This is a genomic window from Halomonas urmiana (assembly GCF_005780185.1).
GTDB lineage: Bacteria > Pseudomonadota > Gammaproteobacteria > Pseudomonadales > Halomonadaceae > Halomonas > Halomonas urmiana.
The window spans coordinates 1-21,137 of the sequence record NZ_VBUI01000026.1; the positions used below are offsets into that span (position 1 = coordinate 1).

General features: G+C 66.9%; 20 protein-coding genes. 9 read left to right on the forward strand and 11 right to left on the reverse strand.

Features of this window, described 5'->3' with window-relative positions:
* Nucleotides 1-98: 98 nt before the first annotated feature.
* From FEI13_RS15295 to FEI13_RS15320, 6 genes are all read right to left on the reverse strand, one after another.
* Complete coding sequence (locus FEI13_RS15295; protein WP_138182389.1) at nt 99-848, reverse strand: electron transfer flavoprotein subunit beta/FixA family protein; 750 nt, start codon at nt 846-848, stop codon at nt 99-101.
* Nucleotides 849-882: 34 nt separating this feature from the next.
* Nucleotides 883-2,064, reverse strand: a complete 1,182-nt coding sequence (locus FEI13_RS15300; RefSeq protein WP_138182390.1) for an acyl-CoA dehydrogenase — start codon at nt 2,062-2,064, stop codon at nt 883-885.
* Between the two features lie 130 nt (nt 2,065-2,194).
* Nucleotides 2,195-3,577: a hypothetical protein gene (locus FEI13_RS15305; RefSeq protein WP_138182391.1), complete on the reverse strand. Its 1,383-nt coding sequence runs from the start codon at nt 3,575-3,577 to the stop codon at nt 2,195-2,197.
* Complete coding sequence (locus FEI13_RS15310) at nt 3,574-4,005, reverse strand: PaaI family thioesterase (protein WP_138182392.1); 432 nt, start codon at nt 4,003-4,005, stop codon at nt 3,574-3,576. The genes FEI13_RS15305 and FEI13_RS15310 overlap by 4 nt, the downstream gene beginning before the upstream one ends.
* Nucleotides 4,002-5,603: a class I adenylate-forming enzyme family protein gene (locus FEI13_RS15315; protein WP_138182393.1), complete on the reverse strand. Its 1,602-nt coding sequence runs from the start codon at nt 5,601-5,603 to the stop codon at nt 4,002-4,004. The genes FEI13_RS15310 and FEI13_RS15315 overlap by 4 nt, the downstream gene beginning before the upstream one ends.
* Complete coding sequence (locus FEI13_RS15320) at nt 5,603-6,754, reverse strand: acyl-CoA dehydrogenase family protein (RefSeq protein WP_138182394.1); 1,152 nt, start codon at nt 6,752-6,754, stop codon at nt 5,603-5,605. The genes FEI13_RS15315 and FEI13_RS15320 overlap by 1 nt, the downstream gene beginning before the upstream one ends.
* 220 nt (nt 6,755-6,974) lie before the next feature.
* Between FEI13_RS15320 and FEI13_RS15325 the strand changes: the two genes are divergently transcribed.
* From FEI13_RS15325 to FEI13_RS15345, 5 genes are all read left to right on the forward strand, one after another.
* The gene (locus FEI13_RS15325) at nt 6,975-8,522 is read left to right on the forward strand and encodes a 3-hydroxyacyl-CoA dehydrogenase (protein WP_138182395.1); all 1,548 of its coding nucleotides are present in this window, start codon (nt 6,975-6,977) and stop codon (nt 8,520-8,522) included.
* Between the two features lie 12 nt (nt 8,523-8,534).
* Nucleotides 8,535-9,740: a 3-oxoadipyl-CoA thiolase gene (locus FEI13_RS15330; RefSeq protein WP_138182396.1), complete on the forward strand. Its 1,206-nt coding sequence runs from the start codon at nt 8,535-8,537 to the stop codon at nt 9,738-9,740.
* Nucleotides 9,741-10,177: 437 nt separating this feature from the next.
* On the forward strand, nt 10,178-11,008 hold the full coding sequence (locus tag FEI13_RS15335) for an IclR family transcriptional regulator (protein WP_138182397.1): 831 nt from the start codon (nt 10,178-10,180) through the stop codon (nt 11,006-11,008).
* Between the two features lie 180 nt (nt 11,009-11,188).
* Nucleotides 11,189-11,875, forward strand: coding sequence for a DNA-binding transcriptional regulator CsiR (csiR, locus tag FEI13_RS15340; protein ID WP_138182398.1), 687 nt, complete (start codon nt 11,189-11,191; stop codon nt 11,873-11,875).
* Nucleotides 11,876-12,015: 140 nt separating this feature from the next.
* Nucleotides 12,016-12,225, forward strand: a complete 210-nt coding sequence (locus FEI13_RS15345; RefSeq protein WP_138182399.1) for a hypothetical protein — start codon at nt 12,016-12,018, stop codon at nt 12,223-12,225.
* Nucleotides 12,226-12,238: 13 nt separating this feature from the next.
* Here the strand turns inward: FEI13_RS15345 and FEI13_RS15350 are convergent, their stop codons facing one another.
* From FEI13_RS15350 to FEI13_RS15360, 3 genes are read right to left on the reverse strand one after another with little or no spacing between them, the layout of a single operon-like run.
* Complete coding sequence (locus tag FEI13_RS15350; protein WP_138182400.1) at nt 12,239-13,183, reverse strand: 5-oxoprolinase subunit C family protein; 945 nt, start codon at nt 13,181-13,183, stop codon at nt 12,239-12,241.
* A complete protein-coding gene (gene pxpB / locus FEI13_RS15355; protein WP_275668756.1) occupies nt 13,183-13,908 on the reverse strand; it encodes a 5-oxoprolinase subunit PxpB in 726 nt (241 codons plus the stop codon). The genes FEI13_RS15350 and pxpB overlap by 1 nt, the downstream gene beginning before the upstream one ends.
* A complete protein-coding gene (locus FEI13_RS15360; protein ID WP_138182401.1) occupies nt 13,905-14,660 on the reverse strand; it encodes a 5-oxoprolinase subunit PxpA in 756 nt (251 codons plus the stop codon). The genes pxpB and FEI13_RS15360 overlap by 4 nt, the downstream gene beginning before the upstream one ends.
* Nucleotides 14,661-14,880: 220 nt before the next feature.
* Between FEI13_RS15360 and FEI13_RS15365 the strand changes: the two genes are divergently transcribed.
* The 4 genes from FEI13_RS15365 to FEI13_RS15380 are packed head-to-tail and all read left to right on the forward strand — an operon-like array spanning nt 14,881 to nt 18,355.
* The gene (locus FEI13_RS15365; RefSeq protein WP_138182402.1) at nt 14,881-15,882 is read left to right on the forward strand and encodes a TRAP transporter substrate-binding protein; all 1,002 of its coding nucleotides are present in this window, start codon (nt 14,881-14,883) and stop codon (nt 15,880-15,882) included.
* A 54-nt stretch (nt 15,883-15,936) separates the two neighbouring features.
* The gene (locus FEI13_RS15370) at nt 15,937-16,488 is read left to right on the forward strand and encodes a TRAP transporter small permease (RefSeq protein ID WP_138182403.1); all 552 of its coding nucleotides are present in this window, start codon (nt 15,937-15,939) and stop codon (nt 16,486-16,488) included.
* A gap of 16 nt (nt 16,489-16,504) precedes the next feature.
* Nucleotides 16,505-17,800, forward strand: coding sequence for a TRAP transporter large permease (locus tag FEI13_RS15375; RefSeq protein WP_138182404.1), 1,296 nt, complete (start codon nt 16,505-16,507; stop codon nt 17,798-17,800).
* Between the two features lie 36 nt (nt 17,801-17,836).
* The gene (locus tag FEI13_RS15380; protein WP_138182405.1) at nt 17,837-18,355 is read left to right on the forward strand and encodes a winged helix DNA-binding protein; all 519 of its coding nucleotides are present in this window, start codon (nt 17,837-17,839) and stop codon (nt 18,353-18,355) included.
* A 32-nt stretch (nt 18,356-18,387) separates the two neighbouring features.
* Here FEI13_RS15380 and FEI13_RS15385 read toward each other — a convergent pair whose 3' ends face one another.
* The gene (locus FEI13_RS15385; RefSeq protein ID WP_138182406.1) at nt 18,388-19,230 is read right to left on the reverse strand and encodes a hypothetical protein; all 843 of its coding nucleotides are present in this window, start codon (nt 19,228-19,230) and stop codon (nt 18,388-18,390) included.
* Between the two features lie 50 nt (nt 19,231-19,280).
* Complete coding sequence (locus FEI13_RS15390; RefSeq protein WP_138182433.1) at nt 19,281-21,128, reverse strand: protein kinase domain-containing protein; 1,848 nt, start codon at nt 21,126-21,128, stop codon at nt 19,281-19,283.
* Nucleotides 21,129-21,137 lie beyond the last annotated feature (9 nt).

The following is a 21,137-nucleotide window of genomic DNA, read 5'->3' on the forward strand; positions in this document are numbered from 1 at the left end:
CGGCGACCACGTGGGCGGTGGCGCCGGCCAGGGCGCCGTCGTGATGTTCGGCAAGGACCAGAATGCTCATGAGATCAGCTCCTTTCAAAGCACTGTTTTCAAAGCACTTTGGCTTCGTTCTTGAGTTTATCGACCAGCTCATCCACGGAGCCCACCTTGACGCCCCCCTGGCGCTCGGCCGGCGGCTCGACCTTGACCAGCGTGACCTTCGAGGCCACCTCGATGCCCAGATCCGCCGGCGTCTTGACGTCCATCGGCTTCTTCTTGGCCTTCATGATGTCGGGTAGCTTGGCGTAGCGCGGCTCGTTGAGCCGCAAATCCGTCGTCACTATCGCCGGCAGGGTCAGCGACACCGTCTGCAGGCCGCCGTCGACCTCGCGGGTCACCTTGGCCGTGTCGTTCTCGACGACCACCTCGGAGGCGAAGGTGCCCTGGGGCAGCCCGGTCAGCGCCGCCAGCATCTGGCCGGTCTGGTTGTTGTCGGTGTCGATGGCCTGCTTGCCGAGGATGACCAGCCCCGGCTGCTCTTCCTCGACGATCTTGGCCAGCGCCTTGGCCGCGCCCAGCGACTCGACGCGCTCATCGGTCTCGACGTGCACGGCACGATCGGCACCCAGCGCCAGCGCGGTGCGAAGCTGCTCCTGGGCGGCCTTGGGACCGACGGTGGCCACGATGACCTCGCTGGCCACGCCCTTCTCCTTCAGGCGCACGGCCTCTTCCACGGCGATCTCGCAGAAGGGGTTCATGGCCATCTTGACGTTGGTGAGGTCGACGTCGGAGTGATCCGGCTTGACTCGGATCTTGACGTTGTAGTCAAGCACGCGCTTGACCGCGACGAGGATCTTCATGGGTGCTCTCTCCTGTCGGTTGTTGTCATCGGGCTCAGCAGAAGGCCTGGATGCCGGTCTGGGCGCGACCGAGGATCAGGGCGTGGACGTCATGGGTGCCCTCGTAGGTGTTCACCACCTCGAGGTTGACCAGGTGGCGCGCCACCCCGAATTCGTCGCTGATGCCGTTGCCGCCCAGCATGTCGCGGGCCAGCCGCGCGATATCCAGGGCGTGGCCGCAGCTGTTGCGCTTCATGATCGAGGTGATCTCCACCGCGGCGCTGCCCTCGTCCTTCATGCGCCCCAGGCGCAGGCAGCCCTGCAGGGCCAGGCAGATATCGGTCTGCATGTCGGCCAGCTTCTTCTGGATCAGCTGGTTGGCGGCCAGCGGCCTGCCGAACTGCTGGCGGTCCAGGGTGTACTGTCGCGCGGTGTGCCAGCAGTCCTCGGCGGCACCGAGCGCGCCCCAACTGATGCCGTAACGGGCCGAGTTGAGGCAGGTGAAGGGGCCCTTGAGGCCGCGCACCTCGGGAAACAGGTTCTCCTCGGGCACGAAGACGTCGTCCATGACGACTTCGCCGGTGATCGAGGCGCGCAGGCCGACCTTGCCGTGGATCGCCGGGGCGGAGAGGCCCTCCCAGCCCTTCTCGAGCACGAAGCCGCGGATGTCGCCCTCGTCGTCCTTGGCCCACACCACGAAGACGTCGGCGATGGGGCTGTTGGTGATCCAGGTCTTGTTGCCGGTGAGCCGGTAGCCGCCCTCGACCTTGCGGGCGCGGGACACCATGGAGCCGGGGTCGGAGCCGTGATTGGGCTCGGTGAGGCCGAAGCAGCCGATCCACTCGCCGCTGGCCAGTTTTGGCAGGTACTTCTGCTTGGTCGCTTCGGTGCCGAATTCGTTGATCGGCACCATCACCAGCGAGGACTGCACGCTCATCATCGAACGGTAGCCGGAGTCGACGCGCTCGACTTCCCGGGCGATCAGGCCGTAGCAGACGTAGTTGAGACCGCTGCCGCCATATTCCTCGGGGATGGTAGCGCCCAGCAGGCCGGTCTCGCCCATCTCGCGGAAGATGGCCGGATCGGTCTGCTCATGACGAAAGGCCTCCAGCACGCGGGGGGCGAGCTTGTCGGCGGCAAACTGAGCGGCACTCTGCTGCACCATGCGCTCTTCGTCGCTGAGCTGCCGGTCGAGCAGCAGCGGATCCTGCCAATGGAAAGCGGGATTCTGGGACATATCGAAAATTCCTTTGCCTGTCGGTATGGCCTGGGGTGACAAGCCATGCTGATTTTGTATTGCGAAACCTGATTTCATTTATACCATGATGCTGAACGGCTCTGACACCGTCAAGCAGCAAATGCCATGCTTAAAATCGCGCTAGCAGGAACCACACCGCCAACAGCGGCACGGCAAGACAGAGAAAGAGGCCATTCCAGCGATAACCGATCCGCAGCGACGAAATGCCCGTGAACCTGGACAGGATCAGCATCGAGATGGTCATGGGTGATGACATGAGCGCCAGCGTCCACCCCATCAGCAGGGAGACCGCGAGCACGGGCGGCGTCAAACCATCGATGCCCAGGGTGGGCAGAATCCCGACCAGCAGGGTGACGCTGACGATGGGGTTGATGCCCACCTGCGCCAGCAGTGCCACCAGCAGCATGGCGACCACCGCGGTGCCGGCGCCCAGCGACGACAGGAAGCCGACGCTCTCCGCCAGAGAGGCCCCGTCCACCAATCCCACGCAGAGGTGCCCCAGAAAGCCTGCCGCCCCCAGCACCACGATTTCGTTGGACGCCGGCGACACCAGCTTGGGAAACCCGCGATGCAGGGCAACGGCGGCGGCCGGCACCCCCGCCCTACCATGGCGACGGCACTGCCAGCAGAGCCACAGGAAAGCCCCCAGCGGCGCGCCCAACAGCACGGCCGTAGGCAAAGGCAGGTCGAGTCCCCAGGCGAGAACGAAGATCAATGCCACCAGCGAGAACAGCAGCAGGACGAAACGCGCCAAGGGCCGCAGCGAGGGAACCTCCCGCTGCCTGTTCTGCTGCAGTCGTGGGCCGGTCACCCGGTCGACGCCCCAGCCCACCAGGAACAGCACCAGCGCCGCACCCAGGGCGTAGGGGGCCAGCTCGATCCAGCTAAGCCCCTCCATGCTGGAGAGCACCACCGCCATGCCGATACCCATGGGCGACACCAGTGGCGCCAGGGCAAAACCGCGCAGCAGCGCCAGCATCATGCGCCGCTGCCGGGCTTGCTGTACCCACTGACGCCCTTGGGCGGCCGCCAGGGTATTGCTCTTCTCGATCATGGCGGCAAAGAGATTGAGCACGCCGATATTGAGGATGATGCCGAACAACGCCGAGCCCAGTGACAGGATCGGATAACGCCGGCTGGGCGGCTGAAGCAGCATGGCCTGCCCACAGCGCGTCACCAGCCTCGACCGGTAGGCCGGTAGCCGAAGCAGGCCCAGCGCCACCAGAAAGGTCGCGAAGAAGGCGAAACGTCCCGCCGCCTCGCGCAGCAGCGCCAGCGGAGCGGTGTGTTGCCACAGCGCGACCAGGCTCAGCATGATCGCCGCCCCCAAAAGGGTACGGGCCATGGTCGACAGCCCGCGCAGGGTGAGCAGATAGCCCCCCAGGGCGACCATGGCCACCCACTGCGCCAGGAGGCTTACGAACACCAGGTCTGCCAGGGTCGCCAGGGTCACGACCAGCAGCAGGGAAGCCCTCAGGCGCTCCCGGCTCACTGGCCCTCTCCCTCCTCGGCCTCGCTTCCTCGACGCCGACGGAAGGCCCCTTCGCCCATCGCCACGAGGTTGCCTTCGCTGTCGAATACTCTACCGCTGGCCATGAAGGTACTGCGCCCTCCCCCTTCCAACCGGCCGATAGCACGCAGCGTCTCCCCCTTGGCCGAGGCAACGAAGGTGGTGGTGAGCGACAGCGTCATCGCCTTGCGCAGCCGATCCGGCGCCTCGCAGTGCAAGCCCGAAAAGCTCATGGCCACATCCAGCAAGGTGCAGAGGACGCCGCCGTGCACGATCCCGCTGCGGTTGAGGTGATGCGGCTCGACCCCCAGTTCGAGCGTGACCCGATCCGGCTCCCAGTCGACGACGCGAATGCCCAGGAAGTCCTGGAAACCCACCATCCGCCATGACAACGGCAAGGCATCACTCATGACGGATCTCCCCCTTGCGCCATGTCGCGAAGCCGCCCCTTGAGGATCTTGCCGCTCGCCGTCGCGGGCAGGCTGTCCATCAGCACGATCCGGGTGGGCCGCTTGTAGGGTGCCAGCCGCTCGGCAATGAACGCCCTGAGCGCCGCCTGCTCCAGGTTCGCGCCCGGCTCGCACTGCACGAAGGCCACCACCTCCTCATTGCCTACTACCTGGCGCCCCACCACGGCTGACAGCGTCACGTCGGGATGCTCGTTGATCACCGCCTCCACATCCGGCGGATAGATATTGAACCCGGAGCGGATGATCAGCTCCTTGCTGCGCCCCACGATATACAGCTGGTCGTCCTCGTCGAACCGCGCGATGTCACCGGTATTGAGCCAGCCGTCGTCGGTCAGGCAGGCCCGTGTGGCCTCTGGCTGGCGGAAGTAGCCCTTCATCACGTTGGGGCCGCGTACCCAGAGCTCGCCCACCCCGTCATCGTCTGCAGGGGCATCATCGCTCGCGTCCAATGGCTCGAGGCGATACTCCAGCAGCGGCAGGGCCCGCCCCACGGTATTGCTGGCATGGCGATCGTCGATACGGGTCTGACTGATGGTCGGGCTGGCTTCGGTCAACCCATAGCCGTTGTGCAGGGTCAGGCCGAAGACCGCCTCGACCCGGCGCTTGATGTCGCTGTCCAGCGGCGAGCCACCGGCCGAGATATAGATCAGCGCCGGCACCTCTAGCCTCTCGCCCTCCCGCTTGAGGTGCTCGAGCATGCGCGCATACATGGCCGGCACCCCCTGCAGCACGGTGATCCGCTCCTGCTTCAGGGCGTCGAGCAGCATCGCCGCATCGAAGCGCGGCACCGTATAGAGGCAGGCACCGTTGTAGAGCGCCCCCATGCACACCGAGGAGAGGCCGAAGACATGCGACATGGGCAACACGCCGTAGACCCGCTGGCCCTCGCTCAGGTGACGCATGCCACCGGAGATCGAGGCGATATAGAGGATACCGCGGTGGCTCAGCATGACGCCCTTGGGCGTGCCGGTGGTGCCCGAGGTGTAGATCATCGCCGCCACCTGCTCGGCGCCACTGGCCTGGACCGGTTCCGGTTCGCTATCGGCCAGGGCGCCCACCCTCAGAGTGCCCAGGCTGGGATGCGCCAGGGGCTCGGCGCCGTGGCGACGACCGTGCGCCTCGGCGTCGGGGGACGCCTCGCTGGTATAAAAGACGCGACGCGGCAGGCAATTATCGCGGATCAGGTCGATTTCCTTGGCCGAGAGGCGCGAATTGACGATCGCCACCCAGGCATCGAGTTCGCTGGCCGCCAGCAGTAGCACCACCAGGGCACGGCTGTTCTCGCCGACGGTCATCAGGCGGTCACCCGGGCGGATGTCCAGCGAGGCCAGCCACCGACAAGCCTCGCGGATCTCGCGCCCCAGGTCGGCGTAGCTCCAGCGGATCCCGCCATCGACCAGGGCCTCGGTCTCGCCCAGCAGCTCGGCATTCTCCAGCACCCGGGTGCTGATCCGCTCGGGCAACTCCGCCACCAACTCGCTGGCCAGGCGTCCGAAGATGCGCTCGTCGGGTGCCTGGCGTGTTTCGGAAAGAACCATCAGGACGCCTCCCGCACCATGTTGCGGGCGATCACCAGTTGCTGGATCTGGGTGGTGCCCTCGTAGATGCGGAACAGCCGCACATCGCGATAGAAGCGTTCGACGGCATACTCCGTCATATAGCCCGCCCCGCCATGGACCTGAACCGCACGATCGGCAACACGGCCGACCATCTCGGCACAGAACAGCTTGGCGCACGAAGCCAGGGTCGCGACGTCTTCACCGGCATCCTTGCGGCGTGCGGCATCGAGGACCATGGTGCGGCCGGCATAGGCTTCGGTCTTGCTGTCGGCGAGCATCGCCTGGATCAGTTGATGGCTGGAGAGTGGCACGCCGAACTGTTGGCGCTCCATGGCATAGCTGAGCGACTCTTCCACCAGCCGATCGGCGACCCCGACACAGACCGCCGAGATATGCAGGCGGCCGCGGTCGAGCACCTTCATCGCGGTCTTGAAGCCCTGCCCCTCGCGGCCCCCGATGATGTTCTCCGCCGGCACCCGACAGTCGTTGAAAATGATATCGCAGGTATGGGCCCCCTTCTGGCCCATCTTGCTGTCGGCGGGCCCGCGCTCGAGTCCGGGGGTGCCACCTTCGACGATGAAGGCCGAAATGCCGCCGGCCCCCTTCTTGTCGGGATCCGTTCGCGCCATCACGGTGAACAGATCCGCCTCGGGGCCATTGGTGATGTAGCGCTTGGTGCCGTTGAGAATATAGTGATCGCCGTCGCGTACGGCCGTGGTGCGCAGGCTGGCAGCGTCGGAACCGACGTCGGGCTCGGTCAGGCAGAACGAGCTGAGGATTTCGCCGGTCGCCAGCTTCGGGACGTAGTGCGCCTTCTGCTCCGGTGTGCCGTCGATGAGAATGCCCTGGGCGCCGATGCCGTTGTTGGTGCCGAAGACCGAGCGAAACGCCGGTGACGTCTTGCCAATCTCCATCGCGACCAGTGCCTCCTCCTCCATGGTCAAGCCGAGGCCGCCGTATTCCTCGGGGATCGACAGGCCGAACAGCCCCATCTCCTTCATCTCCGCGAGCAACTCGACGGGGACGGCATCCTCTTCGGCCAGGCACGCCTCGTTGGGAATCAGTCGTTCGCGCACGAAACGGGAAATGGTATCGAGAAGCTGCTGCAGGAGTTCTGGATCGCGAATCATGGCGTGTCCTCATGAACAAGAATGGCAGGGTGGTTATCGAGAATCAGCAAACGCCAACGCTGCATGTTCTGTATAGCGGAATTGATGTTCGCAGGTCTTGCCAGGCACTCTTGCATAGCCTAGGATGCCAGTCAATAAATGAAACCACATACCGCTATGCAAAATCACATGCCCACCCTGTCAACTTCCAGGCATGTCAGCCACCGCAAGGAGGAGCCCCATGTCGCCCGACGTCTCCCAGGAAGCGACCACCACCATGCCTTTTCACAGACTCGGCCTCGTCGGCACCGGTGCCATGGGCCGCGGTATCGCGCAACTGGCGGCACAGGCCGGCCTTGAGGTCGTCTTGCACGATGCGCGTGAAGGCGCCGTCCAGGAAGCGCGTGAGTTCATCGAGGGCCTCTGGCAAAGGGGGGTCGACAAACATCGATTGAGCGAATCCCGGGCGGAGGAACTCCGCGCCAGCTTGAAGGAAGCCGAGCGTCTCGAGGCGCTGGCGGACTGCGATGTCGTGGTGGAAGCGATCGTCGAGAAGCTCGAGGCCAAGCAGGAACTCTTCACTCGGCTGGAGGCCATCTTGAGCGACGATGCCGTCCTCGGCACCAACACCTCGTCGCTGTCGGTGACGTCCATCGCCGCCGCCTGCCGGCTGCCGCAGCGCGTTATCGGCTTGCACTTCTTCAACCCGGTACCGCTGATGAAGATCGTCGAGGTCATTCCGGGCTTGCGGACCGCACCCGAGGTCGTCGACCGTGTGGATGCCTTGGGCCAGGCCATGGGCCACTTCACCGCCCGCACCACCGATACGCCGGGCTTTCTGGTCAACCACGCCGGCCGCGCCTATGGCACCGAGGCCCTGAAGATTCTCGGCGAGGGCGTCACCGATCACGCCACCATCGACCGTCTGCTGGTCGACCAGGGCGGATTTCGCATGGGCCCCTTCAGCCTGCTCGACCTCACCGGTCTCGATGTTTCCCACGCGGTGATGGAGTCCATCTATCACCAGTACTACGAGGAACCGCGCTTCCGCCCCTCGCCGATCACCCGTCAACGCCTTAACGCGGGGCTGCTGGGCCGCAAGAGCGGCGAGGGCTTCTATCGCTATGTCGATGGCCAGGCCCAGATACCCGATGAACCGGCGGCACCGAAGGTTGCGCCCACACCGGTCTGGATCAGCGGCGAAGACCCCCATGCCTGCCACGCCCTGGCCACTGTGGTCGAGGCGGCCGGTTGGCGGCTGGAAGCGGGCGAGCTGCCCAGTGATCAGGCGCTATGCTTGCTGACGCCCTATGGGGAGGACACCACCGACTGTGCCCTGCGTCAGCGACTCGACCCGGCGCGCTGCGTCGCCATCGACATGCTGGCAGGGCTCGACAGGCGCCGTAGCCTGATGACGGCGCCGGTCACCCGGGTCGACTACCGGGATGCCGCCTGGGCACTACTCGGCCAGGACGGCACCCCGGTGAGTTCCATCAACGACAGCAACGGCTTCGTTCTCCAGCGCGTGGTGGCCTGCATCGTCAACGTCGGCGCCGACATCGCCCAGCAGGGGGTGGCCGACCCAGAGACCCTCGATCGCGCCGTGGAACTGGGGCTGGGCTATCCCCGGGGACCACTGGCCATGGGTGACCACTACGGCAGCCGGCGGATCCTGACCATTCTCGACAATCTCTTCACCGCCAGCCGCGACCCCCGCTACCGCCCCAGCCCCTGGCTGCGCCGGCGCGCCGCCCTGGGCCTGCCGCTGACCACCACCGAACTGAACTGAGAGGAGCCTCCCATGCAAGACGCCTATATCTACGACGGCACTCGCACCCCCTTCGGCCGCCACGGCGGCAGCCTGGCCACCGTGCGCCCCGATGACCTGCTAGGCAGGACCCTGCGGGCCCTGGTCGAGCGCAACGGCTTCGCTCCCGAGGACTACGAGGAGGTGCTGGCCGGCTGCACCAACCAGGCCGGCGAGGATTCGCGCAACGTGGCCCGCCACGGCGCCCTGCTCGCCGGCCTGCCCGTCGAGGTCGCCGGGCAGACCGTCAATCGCCTGTGCGGCAGCGGCCTGGCTGCGGTGATCGACGCCGCACGCGCCACCCGCCTCGGGGAAGGTGAACTGTTCCTGGCCGGCGGGGTGGAATCGATGTCGCGGGCGCCCTATGTGCTGGGCAAGGCCGACACGGCCTTCGCCCGCAACCAGCCGCTGTATGACACCGTCATCGGCTCGCGCTTCCCCAACCCCTGGATCGCCCAGGAGCATGGCAGCCACAGCATGCCGGAGACTGCCGACAACGTGGCCCATGACCTGGGGCTGGGGCGCGACGAGAGCGATGCCTTCGCGGCGCGCTCCCAGGCGCGGTACGACGACGCCCTGGCCAGCGGCTTCTACGACGAGGAGATCCTCGGCATCGAGGTGTCCCAGGGCCGCAAGCTGCCCCCTCTGCTGGTCGACAAAGACGAGCACCCACGGCCCGGTACCGATGCCGACAAGCTCGGCCGGCTGTCACCGCTGTTCGAGGGAGGCGTGGTCACCGCCGGCAATGCCTCGGGGCTTAACGACGGCGCCGCCGCCCTGATCGTCGGCAGCCGCCAGGCGGGTGACAACGCCGGTATCAGACCGCGGGCGCGCATCGTGGCCGGTGCCGTGGCCGGCGTGGCGCCCCGCGTCATGGGCCTAGGGCCGGCACCTGCCTCGCAGAAGGTATTGGCGCGTGCCGGCATGACGCTCGACCAGATGGACGTCATCGAGATCAACGAGGCCTTTGCGGTGCAGGTGCTGGGCTGCCTCAAGCAACTCGGGCTGTCAGCCGATGACAGCCGCCTTAACATCAACGGCGGTGCCATCGCGATTGGCCACCCCCTGGGGGCATCGGGAGCGCGACTGGCGCTGACCGCCCTGCGCCAGTTGGAGGTCAGCGGCGGCCGGTATGCGCTGGTCACCATGTGCATTGGCGTCGGCCAGGGCATTGCGGCCATCATCGAGCGCCTGGACTGAGCAACGCCTCTCCCGAGGATCCAACGCCATCAACGGCTTCCACTAACGGCGCTCGCTTCGGACGGGCGTCGTGTTTGGCACGTGTGTCGGGCGATGGGCAGGGCTATCGCCGTTCGCTCGGCCTCGAAAGCGAAAGGCGCCGGGGACAGGTCGAAGAGGGGGTCCGGAGGCCAGGGGTGAGAAGCACTGCTTCGAACGGGCTGGCCATGGATGGCCAGCACCGGTCCTGCAAGCGGAGCAGGATGCGAGAGCGAAGCAGGGCGGAGGTAGCGTACAGGGAGGTATTCACAGCGCCCCCTCGAAGGCCTGTCGCCGGGAAAGCCTCGAGCGATGTTGCCAACGGCGATAGCCCTGGCGCGATGGGGCGCGCCACGCTTCACACCTGCGAGATATGCGATACTGTATTCCGCAAATACCACCGGTAATAAGGAATGCGTATGCACCAACCTGCCCAATTCGAGGACGATCAATCCACGCCTGCAAAGGATCGAAGCTTCGTGACCGCCCTGGCTCGAGGCCTGGAACTGCTGCGCGCCTTCGGCCCCGGTGAGGAGTACCTCGGCAACGCCGAACTCTCCAGCCGCACCGGCATTCCGCGTCCGACCGTGTCGCGACTCACCTATACGCTGACCCAGCTGGGCTATCTCAAGCACGACACCAGGCTCGAGAAGTATCGACTGGGAGCGGGCATCCTGGCACTCGGCTATCGGTTCCTTGCCAGCCAGGGCATCCGCGAGATTGCTCGCCCCTATATGCAACAGCTCGCCGATGCGACCGACTGTGCCATTGCTTTGGGCACTGTCGATCGCTACAGCATGACCTACCTCGAGGTGTGCCAAGGCAGCGGCCCGCTGGTGATGCGCCTCGAGACGGGGTCGCGTATTCCGGTGACAACCACGGCTATCGGCCGCGCCTGGCTCTGTGGCATTTCCAAGCAGCAGCGTGAGACCTTCCTGGAAGGGGTCAGGAGACGTGACCCCGATGGCTGGCCTGCCGTCAAGAAGGTCATGGAGAAGAGCCTGGACGATTACGCTCGCTATGGTTTCTGTCTGTCAGAAGGCGATTGGGAGCGCGATGTCAGCGCCGTTGCCATTCCGTTGATACTCGAAGATGGCGCCGAGGTCATGGCCATCAATTGCGGCGGTTCATCACTACGCTTGAGCCATCGCATCCTAGTCGAGAATCTAGGACCACGCCTGAAGGAGATCGAGCAACAGATTCATGCGGAACTGCGGCATGGGGGCGACCTCCTGACACGTCCCTCATGAGCGCACAGGGAGATCGCCGGGGCACGCCCCCCGGCCGCCCAGGACTGGTGATCACCGAGGATCGGCAGAGAATATCCATGATCCTCAACTGTTTCCATTTTTCGATGACTCACGCCACGATTCACCACAATGGCGATGGTTAGGTATGATGGCTATCACATTACGGAACGATAGTGGGCCATGGACACCATCTCGAAACAGAACCTCGGCGTCAGTGCCTATCACTGGCTAAAAAACGACATCATCCGCGGCGTCTTCCAGCCCGGCGAGAAGTTGCGCATGAGCGGGCTCAAGGAGCGCTATGGCCTGGGCATCGGCCCTCTGCGCGAGGCCCTCTCGCAGCTGGTGGCCGAGCACCTGGTGGTGGCGATCAGCCAGCGGGGCTACCGCGTCGCGCCCATGTCGCTGTCGGAGCTCGCCGATCTCTACGACGCCCGGGCTCAGCTCGAGGGGCTGCTACTGGAGCTGGCCATCCAGCGCGGTGGCGACGACTGGGAGGCCGAGATCCTGGCCAAGGCCCATACCCTGGCCAAGGTGACCGAGGTCAACAGCCCCGAGGAGCAGCTCGAGGTGTGGGATGCCCGCCACAAGGCCTTCCATACCGCCATCGTCGCCGGCTGCGACTCGCCCCACCTGCTCAAGGTGCGCGAGAGCCTCTTCGACCAGGTCGAGCGCTATCGCCACCTGTGGCTGCGCGAGACCGTCTTCTCGGGTGAGGCCCTGACGCGCAAGCGCGATGAACACGAGGCGCTGGTCGAGGTCATCCTCTCCCGCGACGTCCCGCGCGCCGCCCGGATGATGCGCGAGCACCTGATGACGCCGGTGCCGATCATCACCGAGGCCATGCAGCGCCAGGGACTGGCCTGAGTACGCCTCACAACAAGGCACCACCGACGCGCTTCTCACGCGCCTCGATCCAGGCGTTCCCCTCGCCCGGCCGAGGCGTCATGATGGTGTCATCTACCGTCGCGACACTCGACTCAGACCCACTGCAAGGAACGAGCCCCATGCCCCATCTGCTGCGTTTTTCCCGCGACATCGAGACCCGCCTCGAGCAGGCCAGCCAGCATACCGGCATCACCAAGGCCGAGCTGATCGAGCGCCTGGTGCAGGACGGCCTGAGCGACCTGGAGACCCAGCTGCTGCTCGAGGGCGGCGCGCCCCGCGTCGAGCGCAGTATCGACCAGCTGCTGCGCGAGAGCGGCCTGGGTGCCTAGAGAAGCGCCTCGCTCAGGCGAAGACGCTGCGAAAGCGTCGGTAGTCCGCCAGCGCCCGCTCGCTGGCGACCGCCTTCAGCCGCACCTCCTGCCCCGGCAGGCACTGGGCCAGCCGTGAGCAGGCCAGCGGCGTGAGGGCGCCAAGCCGAGGATAGCCGCCGATGGTCTGGCGATCGTTGAGCAGGGCGATGGGCTGACCGTCGGGCGGCACCTGCACGGCACCCAGTCCGATCCCCTCGGAGATCATGCTGGTCAATCGGCAGTGAAGCGGCGGACCGGCCAGCCGCACGCCCATGCGATCGGCGCGATCATCGACCCGCCAGGACGCGTTGAAGGCCCGATAGAGACTCTCCCCGCTGAACTCACCCACCTGGGCCCCCGGCAACAGCGCAAGCTCGGCCGGCTGCCGATAGTCGATCCGCGCCTCGGGTGGTGCCGCACGAGCCGTCTCGCCACCGCTACCGGCGCGACGCGGCGAGACCCGCAGGTGGTCGCCCTCGGCCAGCCGATGCCCCTGACCATCGTGGCCGCCGAGCCCCTCCCGCACCACGCAGGCCACACTGCCGAGTACCGGCGGCGCCGCGAAGCCACCGGCTACCGCCAGATAGGCCCTCAGGCCGTTGACCGGCGTATCGAAGGCGAGGCGCTGGCCGGCCTTCATCGCCAGCGCGCGCCAGCCGGCGAGCGGCTCGCCGTCGAGTGTCGCCGCGAGATCCGCCCCGGCCACGGCCACCACCAGGTCGCGCTCGGCGACGAGCTCCAGGCCGCCGAAGGTCACCTCCAGGGCCGGCGTGCCCCAGGCGTTGCCGACGAGATGGTTGGCCCAGGCCCAGCCGTGCAGGTCCACGGGCCCGCCCTGAGTCACGCCCAGCCGGCGCACGCCGCAGCGCCCGGCATCCTGGAGCAGCGCCAGGGGACCGGCACGTGTCACGCGCAGGGCGTTGACGGCATCGATCATCACGACTCCTCCATCGGGCGGGGATCGCCCCCCAGGCGTTCGAACTCGGCGCGCTCGATGGGCACGAAGCGCACCCGATCGCCGACCTGCAGCAGGCTGAAGCCCTCCCGATCGCGATCGAAGAGCACCGCCGGGGTCCGCCCGATCAGGTTCCAGCCGCCCGGGGTGACCGCGGGATAGGCCGCGGTCTGGCGGCCGGCCACGGCCACGCTGCCCGCCGGCACCCGGCGCCGGGGGGTGTCCAGGCGTGGCGCCTCGAGCCTGGCATCGACGCTGCCCATGAAGGCGAACCCCGGGGCGAAGCCCAGGGCGAAGACCCGGTAGGTCCGCTCGCTGTGGCAGGCGATGACCGCGTCGCGGCTCATGCCCGCGAGCTCGGCCAATCGCGCCAGCTCCGGCCCCACCGAGGCGTCGTACCACACCGGCAACTCCTTGACCGGGGCATCCGCCGCGTCCTCATCGGGGGTGAGCCGCGCCAGCAGCGCAACCAGGCGGCGCCGGGCCTCGGCCGGCGAGAGTCGCAACGGGTCGAAGATCACCAGCAGGGTGGTGTAGGACGGCACCAGGTCGACCAGCTCATCACCGAAGGCCGCCTCGCACTCCCTCACCAGGGCGGTGAGCCAGGGCATGTTGGCCTCATCGATGGCGTCGAACAGGCGCACCATCCAGCCGTCGAGCCCGGCGGGCTCGAGGCGCGGCAGGGTGGGGGGATACCGACGACTCACGAGGCGCTCGCCAGGCCGTCGAGGGCCTCGCGGATCGCCTGGATGGCGGCGATCGACTCGGCGTTATCGCCGTGGACGCAGAGGGTGTCGGCGGCCAGCACCAGGCGGCTGCCGTCACTGGCCGTCAGCGGCTCGCCGCCGGCGATGCGCCGGGCCTGATCGACGATCACCGCCGGATCATGGTGCACCGCGCCCAGCTCGCGCCGGGAGACGAGCCGCCCCTCGGCGTCGTAGGCGCGATCGGCGAAGGCCTCGAACCACAGCGTCACGCCGTGGCGCTCGGCCATCTCTCGCGGCGCGGAAGGGTCCCGGGTGGCCATGACCATCAGCGGCAGGCGGGGGTCATAGGCCACCAGCGCCCGCATCACGGCGGCGAGGATCTCGGGATCCCGCATCATGTCGTTGTAGAGCGCACCATGGGGCTTGACGTAGCCGACCGTCAGGCCCTCGGCCCGACAGACCCCGGCCAGGGCACCGACCTGATAGAGCACCAGGTTCTCGATCTCCTCGGCCGAGCAGGCCATCGAGCGACGGCCGAAGCCGACCATGTCCGGATAGGCGGGGTGGGCCCCCACGGTGACGCCGTGACGCTTGGCGAGCCGCACGGTCATGCGGATCACGTCGGGGTCGGAGGCGTGGAAACCGCAGGCGACGTTGGCCAGGTCCACGTGGGGCATGACCTCATGGTCCAGCCCCATGACCCAGGGACCGAAGCTCTCGCCCATATCGGCATTGAGCAACAGACGCTTCATGCTCCATCTCCTCGAAATCAGTGTTTGACGAGAATTTATCAACGTTTTATCGATAAGACATCGTCCTTTAGTCTATAGATCGTTGACTCGGCCTCCCTCGCCTCCCTAATCTGCCCTCCAAACACCCGCTAGACTGGTTCAGGACGATCCGCCTGCGGCGTCCTGCGTCGCTGCCCGCCGTCCCGCAACGACCACACGCATTCGACACGAGGTACCGCCCATGACTGCCCGCTTCCCCCTTCTGTCTCTGACCTCGGCCGCCGCCATTGGTCTCAGCCTAGCCACCCTGGGCGGCACCGCCCAGGCGGCGACCGAGTGGAACATGCCCACGCCCTATGGCGACATGACCTTCCACACCGTGAACATCCGCGAGTTCGCCGATGACGTTCGCGAGGCCACCGATGGCGAGCTGGACATCACCGTGCACTCCAACGGCTCGCTGATCGGCCATGCCGAGATCAAGAACTCGGTGCGTCGCGGCATCGTGCCCATCGGCGAGCTGATCATGTCGCGCCTGGCCAACGAGAATCCGATCTTCGAGGTCGACTCCGTGCCCTACCTGGCGTCGAGCTACGAGGATGCCGAGATCCTCTGGGAGGCTTCCCGGGAGATCATCGCCGAGGAGCTCGCCGAGCAGCGGCTGCGCCTGCTGTTCGCCGTGCCGTGGCCACCCCAGGGCATCTACACCCAGCAGGCGCTGGAGGAACCCGACGACCTCAAGAACCTGAGCATGCGCGCCTACAACACGGCCAGCGAGCGGTTGGCCCAGCTGGTCGGCGCCGTGCCGACCCAGGTCGAGGTGCCGGACATTCCCACCGCCTTCAGCACCGGGCGCGTCGGTGCCATGATCACCTCGCCGGCCACCGGCGCCGATACCAAGGCCTGGGACTACCTGAGCCACTTCAACCATGCCCAGCTGTGGCTGCCGAAGAACATGGTGATCGTCAGCGAGAAGGCCTTCTCGCGCCTCGACGAGGCCACCCGCCAGGCGGTGCTCGATGCGGCGGCCGAGGCCGAGGCCCGCGGCTGGGAGATGAGCCGCCAGGAGACCGCCGACGCCCTCGCGGTGCTCAAGGAGAACGGCATCGAGGTCAGCGAGCCGACGCCCGAGCTCGCCACCCTGCTCGAAGAGGTCGGCGCGACCATGACCGAGGAGTGGGCCGGCCGCGCCGGTGACCAGGGCGCCGCCATCCTCGAGGCCTACGAGGCCGCTCGCGACTGATCCGTCCCTCCCTGCCGGGGCGCCTCGCCCCGGCAGCCACCTCTGGACCCAGCCATGACCTATCGTCTGCGACCGCTCTACAACCTGGGCGGCTACCTCGCCGCCCTCTGCCTCTGCCTGATCTGCGCGCTGATCACCGCCCAGATCCTCGGGCGCATTATCGATCGCATCGCTACCGGGATCGGCGGCGACCGCATCGGCCTGGCGATTCCCGGCCTCGCGGAAATCTCCGGCTTCCTGCTGGTCGGCGCCAGCTTCCTCGGGCTCGCCTATACCTTCGTGCACGGCGGCCATATCCGCGTGACGCTGCTGATCGGACGCCTCTCGCCGGCCCCGCGCGCCTTCGTCGAGGTCTTCTGCCTGAGCATCGCGTTGATCCTCGGCCTCTATCTCGGCTGGTACCTCTACTGGCTGCTGGCCGACAGCATCGCCTTCAACGAGACCTCCTACGGCCTGTTGAGCATCCCGCTGTGGATTCCCCAGTCGGCCATGCTCACCGGCGTGGCGCTGTTCTGCCTGGCGCTGGCCGAGACCTGGTGGGCGACCCTGGTGACCGCCGTGACCCGGCCCTCCACCTTTACCATCGACGACAGCGGCCAGGACTGAGCCCGGGAGACACACCATGCTCGTGATGATGACGATCCTCTTCGTCACCCTGATGCTGCTGCTCGGCAGCGGCGTCTGGGTGGCCTTCTCGCTGCTGGGGCTGGGTTGGCTCGGCCTCTCGCAGTTCACCTCGGTCCCCACCGGCGACGTGCTCGCCTCGAATGTCTGGGGCGACAGCTACAGCTGGGAGCTCACGGCCCTGCCGATGTTCATCTGGATGGGCGAGATCCTCTTCCGCTCGCGGCTCGCCGACGACATGTTCACCGGCCTCTCGCCCTGGATGCAGCGCATCCCGGGCCGCCTGCTGCACACCAACGTGGTCGGCTGCGGCCTGTTCGCCGCCGTCTCCGGCTCCTCGGCGGCCACCTGCGCCACCATGGGCAAGATGACCATTCCCGAGCTCACCCGCCGCGGCTATGACGAGCAGCTGGTGATCGGCACCCTGGCGGGCTCGGCGACCCTGGGCCTGTTGATCCCGCCGTCGATCATCCTGATCGTCTATGGCGTCGCCACCGACCAGTCGATTGCGCGGCTGTTCATGGCCGGCATCTTCCCGGGCCTGCTGCTGATCTCGCTGTTCGCCGGCTACCTGATGCTCTGGTCCTGGCGCTTCCCGGACAAGGTGCCCCCCGCCGAGACCGGCCTGCCGTTGGCCGAGAAGCTGCGCCGGGCGCGCCGACTGATCCCTTTGCTGGCACTGATCGTCGGGGTCATCGGCTCGATCTACGCCGGGCTCGCCTCGCCCACCGAGGCGGCGGCCGTGGGGGTGGTGCTCTCGCTGTTGCTGGCCCGCGTCCAGGGCAGCATGAACGGCGGGGTCTTTCGTGACGCCCTGCTCGGGGCGGTGCGCACCTCGACGATGATCGCCTTCATCCTCGCCGGGGCCTCGTTTCTCACCGCCGCCATGGGCTTCACCGGTCTGCCGCGTGAGCTCGCCGCCTGGATCGGCACCCTGGGACTCTCGCCCGTCATGCTGCTGGCGGCCCTGACACTGTTCTTCATCCTGCTGGGCTGTTTCCTCGACGGCATCTCGGTGGTGGTGCTGACCACCTCGATCATGCTGCCGATGGTCGAGGCCGCCGGCATCGACCTGATCTGGTTCGGCATCTACCTAGTGGTCGTGGTGGAGATGTCGCAGATCACCCCGCCGGTGGGCTTCAACCTCTTCGTGCTGCAGGGCATGACGGGGCGCAACATCCTGTCGATCGCCTGGGCCGCCATGCCGTTCTTCTTCCTGATGATGCTCGGCGTGGTGCTGATCAGCGTCTTCCCCGGCATCGTGACCTGGCTGCCCCAGGCCATGGGCAACTGACCTCAAACGCTTGGACTCATCGACAAGGAGCAGCACGTGACACGCGAACGGACACCCCGCGGCCCCATCGTCTCCTCGGAGCACCTGTCGCGCAGCAGCCAGGAGCTCTCGGAGTTCGAGTTCGGCCTGATCATCGCCGGGCATGCCTTCGACCGCTGGATGGTGCGCTGCATGACGGCCAGCGGCTATCCGGAGCTCGGCGCCCTGGACGTGCTGGTGCTGCATAGCGTCAACCACCGGGAGCGCGCCAAGCGCCAGGCAGATATCTGCCTGGTGCTCAACGTCGAGGATACCCACACGGTCACCTATGCCCTGAAGAAGCTGGGGCGCCTGGGGCTGGTGGCCGGCGAGAAACAGGGCAAGGAGAGCCTGTTTCGCACCACCGAGCTTGGCCGCGAGGCCTGCAGCCGCTACGCCGAGATCCGCGAGGCCTGCCTGGTCGACTCGCTCTCCTCCATGGGCATCGAGCGCGAGGAGATGAGCCGCCTGGCGGGCCTGTTGCGCGCCATGTCCGGGCTCTACGACCAGGCCGCGCGCTCCGCCGCCTCGCTCTAGGCAAGCCCCCTCCGGGTTTCGCGCAGCGGCGGTCAGGGTTCCGGGTCGGCCGCGACGCTGGATTCACCAACACTAAGGCGCTGGTGGCTGGGGTAGAGCCGCCGGGCCCGCCACAAACTAAACATGAACAGCAGGAAGCTGGTGGTCATCGACGCCGAAAGCGACAGGGCGAAGACCAGCATGCCCGGCAGGTGGCCCACGCACAGATAGCTGACGACGCAGAAGGCGAGCAGGCTCAGCATGCCCCGCTGGGTCATGCTGACGGTCATGCGGGCCACCTCGACCCCGTAGCGCTCGGAGAGCGCCCAGGCGATGGTCAGGATACCGACCGGAAAGCCGAGGATAATGCCGGAGAGGGCCGGCCCTGAGCGTGCGGCCAGCGTCGTCGCCAGGCTCACCAGCGTCCCCGCCAGGAGCCCGCGCAGCAGCAGGTCGAACCAGCCGGCACTGGCCACCACCACCGGCTGGCCCAGCCTCAGTCGGCGGTTGATCCCTTCCGCCAGCGCCAGCACCGCTAGGAAGGCGACGACCACGCCAACGAGCTCGCCCGGCAACCGGGTGAACAGCAGCGCGCCGGGCACCCAGAGCAGGCTTGAGAGCGCCAGGCTATGAAGGGACGAGCGCCGTGCTGCGCTCACCACGAAGCACACCGTGAAGAGCAGCGTCGCCACCAGCGCCTGCAGGGTCGAGAGCACGGCCTGCTGCACGAAGTCCGCCGACTGCTCGCGCAGCATGAAGAAGTAGCCGGGCCCGAGAATCACCGGGGTGCCGGCGAGGATACCGCCGAGCCTGGGACCCAGGCGGCCCACCGACAGCGCGACGAACATCACGATGCCAGCCGTCGCCAGCAGCTTGATCAGCAACAGCTGGATCATAGGCGTCGACCCACCTCCCTGTGCGACGAGAAACCCGGTAAACCCTTAGCCTACTGGCTTTCGCGCGCCGCCGACAGCTCGGCCGCCTGGCGAGGATTGCGCGGATAGAAACGCTCGGGCTGGCGTTCGATATGGGCGAAGAAGCGGGTGTCCTTGTAGGGCATCTTCATGAAGCCCGAGACCCCGAGCCCCTCGATCAGCCCCACCGCATCGAGGATGTCCTCGAGCCGGCGACGAAACTCCGCTTCCCGGGAGGGGTCGAGCAGCCGGTAGTGGCTATGGATCTTCAGGTGCTCGGGCAACGCCTCGAAGATGATCATGCCGGTATGGTGGATATCGTTGAGCGCCTCCAGCGAGGTGATGATCGCCTCGGGCAGCACCAGGAACTCCTCGGGATCCGGCCCGTCCTCGAAGTAGCTGTGCAGGCGCGAGCGGTCCTCCAGCTCGGGGACCGCGCTGACCTCGTAGTGCAGCCGCATGCCGGGGGTGAGCACGAAGGGGCGATCGACGCTCTCGCGCTCCAGGTGCAGGGTGTCGCGGGCATTGAACAGGCAACTCTTGAAGATCCCGCGGCGATGGATCGCCCGGGCGAGCGTCACCATGTTGTTGACCGCGGCGATGAACGCCGGCTTGAGACCGGGGTCGTGCAGGTTGAGCGAGGTGTCGATGTAGACGCCTTCCGCCTCCCAGCGCACCGCCAGCCCGCCGACCACCGGATAGCGGCCCAGCCGGCTGACCGCGGCCAGGAAGGCCTTCTCGGTCTCGCCCATGTTCTGCATGAAGTTCTTGTAGTAGCGGTCGAGCTGGACGTCGTTGACGTCGTTCAGCGTCTCGCGACCGCCCTCCTCGCGCAGGAAGGACTTGCGCGAGCTGTAGACCACGGTGTCGATCTCGCGCCCGGCGGGACGACTCCAGACCGGCACCAGCGGCGCCTCCTGGGGCGTGGGCAGATCGAGCATCACCAGCCGGCCCAGGCGCGGCATCTCGCGGATGAAGTGATCGCCGGCGCGCCGGCGCGTGCCCGGATCGGGATCGAGCATGCCATCGAGCATGCGCGCGAACTCCCTGGGCAGGCCGAGCGACGTGGCCGGGATGGCCCGATGGCCGAAGCGACAGGACTGTGCCGAGGCCAACGCATAGAGGGTCGCGGCCGCGCCCTGTTCATCGAAGCGCGGCGAGGAGAGCGCACCGTTCAGCTGCTCCTCGCCGATGAAGTAGACATCGCCCAGGCGGGCGTTGGTCTGCTGCAGGTTGTCCGACATCAGTTCCATGACGTTGGTCGCCACGAACTGCTGGTTGGCATCGAGTTGGGCGAATACCGAGGAGCCCCAGTCGATCAGCGCGATGGTCTCGCGGGCATCGTCGAAGACCAGGTTGGAGGGCTTGATGTCGCCATGCACCACCGGCTTGCCGGCCGGGCCACTCTCCCGGCGCAGGGCGCGCAGGATATCGGCCAGCTGGTCGGCGATGCGCACCACTAGGCGCGGCGCCAGCCGCCCCCGCTGTAGCGAGACCTCCTCGAGATTGAAGCCCGGGGCCCGCTGCATCACCAGGATCGACTGGCGACGGACCCGCTGGAAGACGATCAACTTCGGCACCCGCGGGTGGTCGACCTGCTCCAGCATGAAGGCCTCCTCCTCGAGGCGGTCCTGCAGGCGCTGGGGCAGGTTGACGCGGGTGAACTTGAAGACGTACTGCTCGCCCAGGCCGGTGAAGCCGGCGAACACGAAGCCGTAGGCGCCCTTGCCGATCAGCTCGATGCCCCGGTAGCCCAGCTGTTCCAGCTGGGCCTGACACAGCGACACCCACGCCTTGAGCTTGCGGGCGTCGTCGTGGCTGAGCAGGTAGATCGACTGCTCTTCCGGGATGTAGAACTGCTGCAGGGACGCCTGGGTCATGGGAGCGCT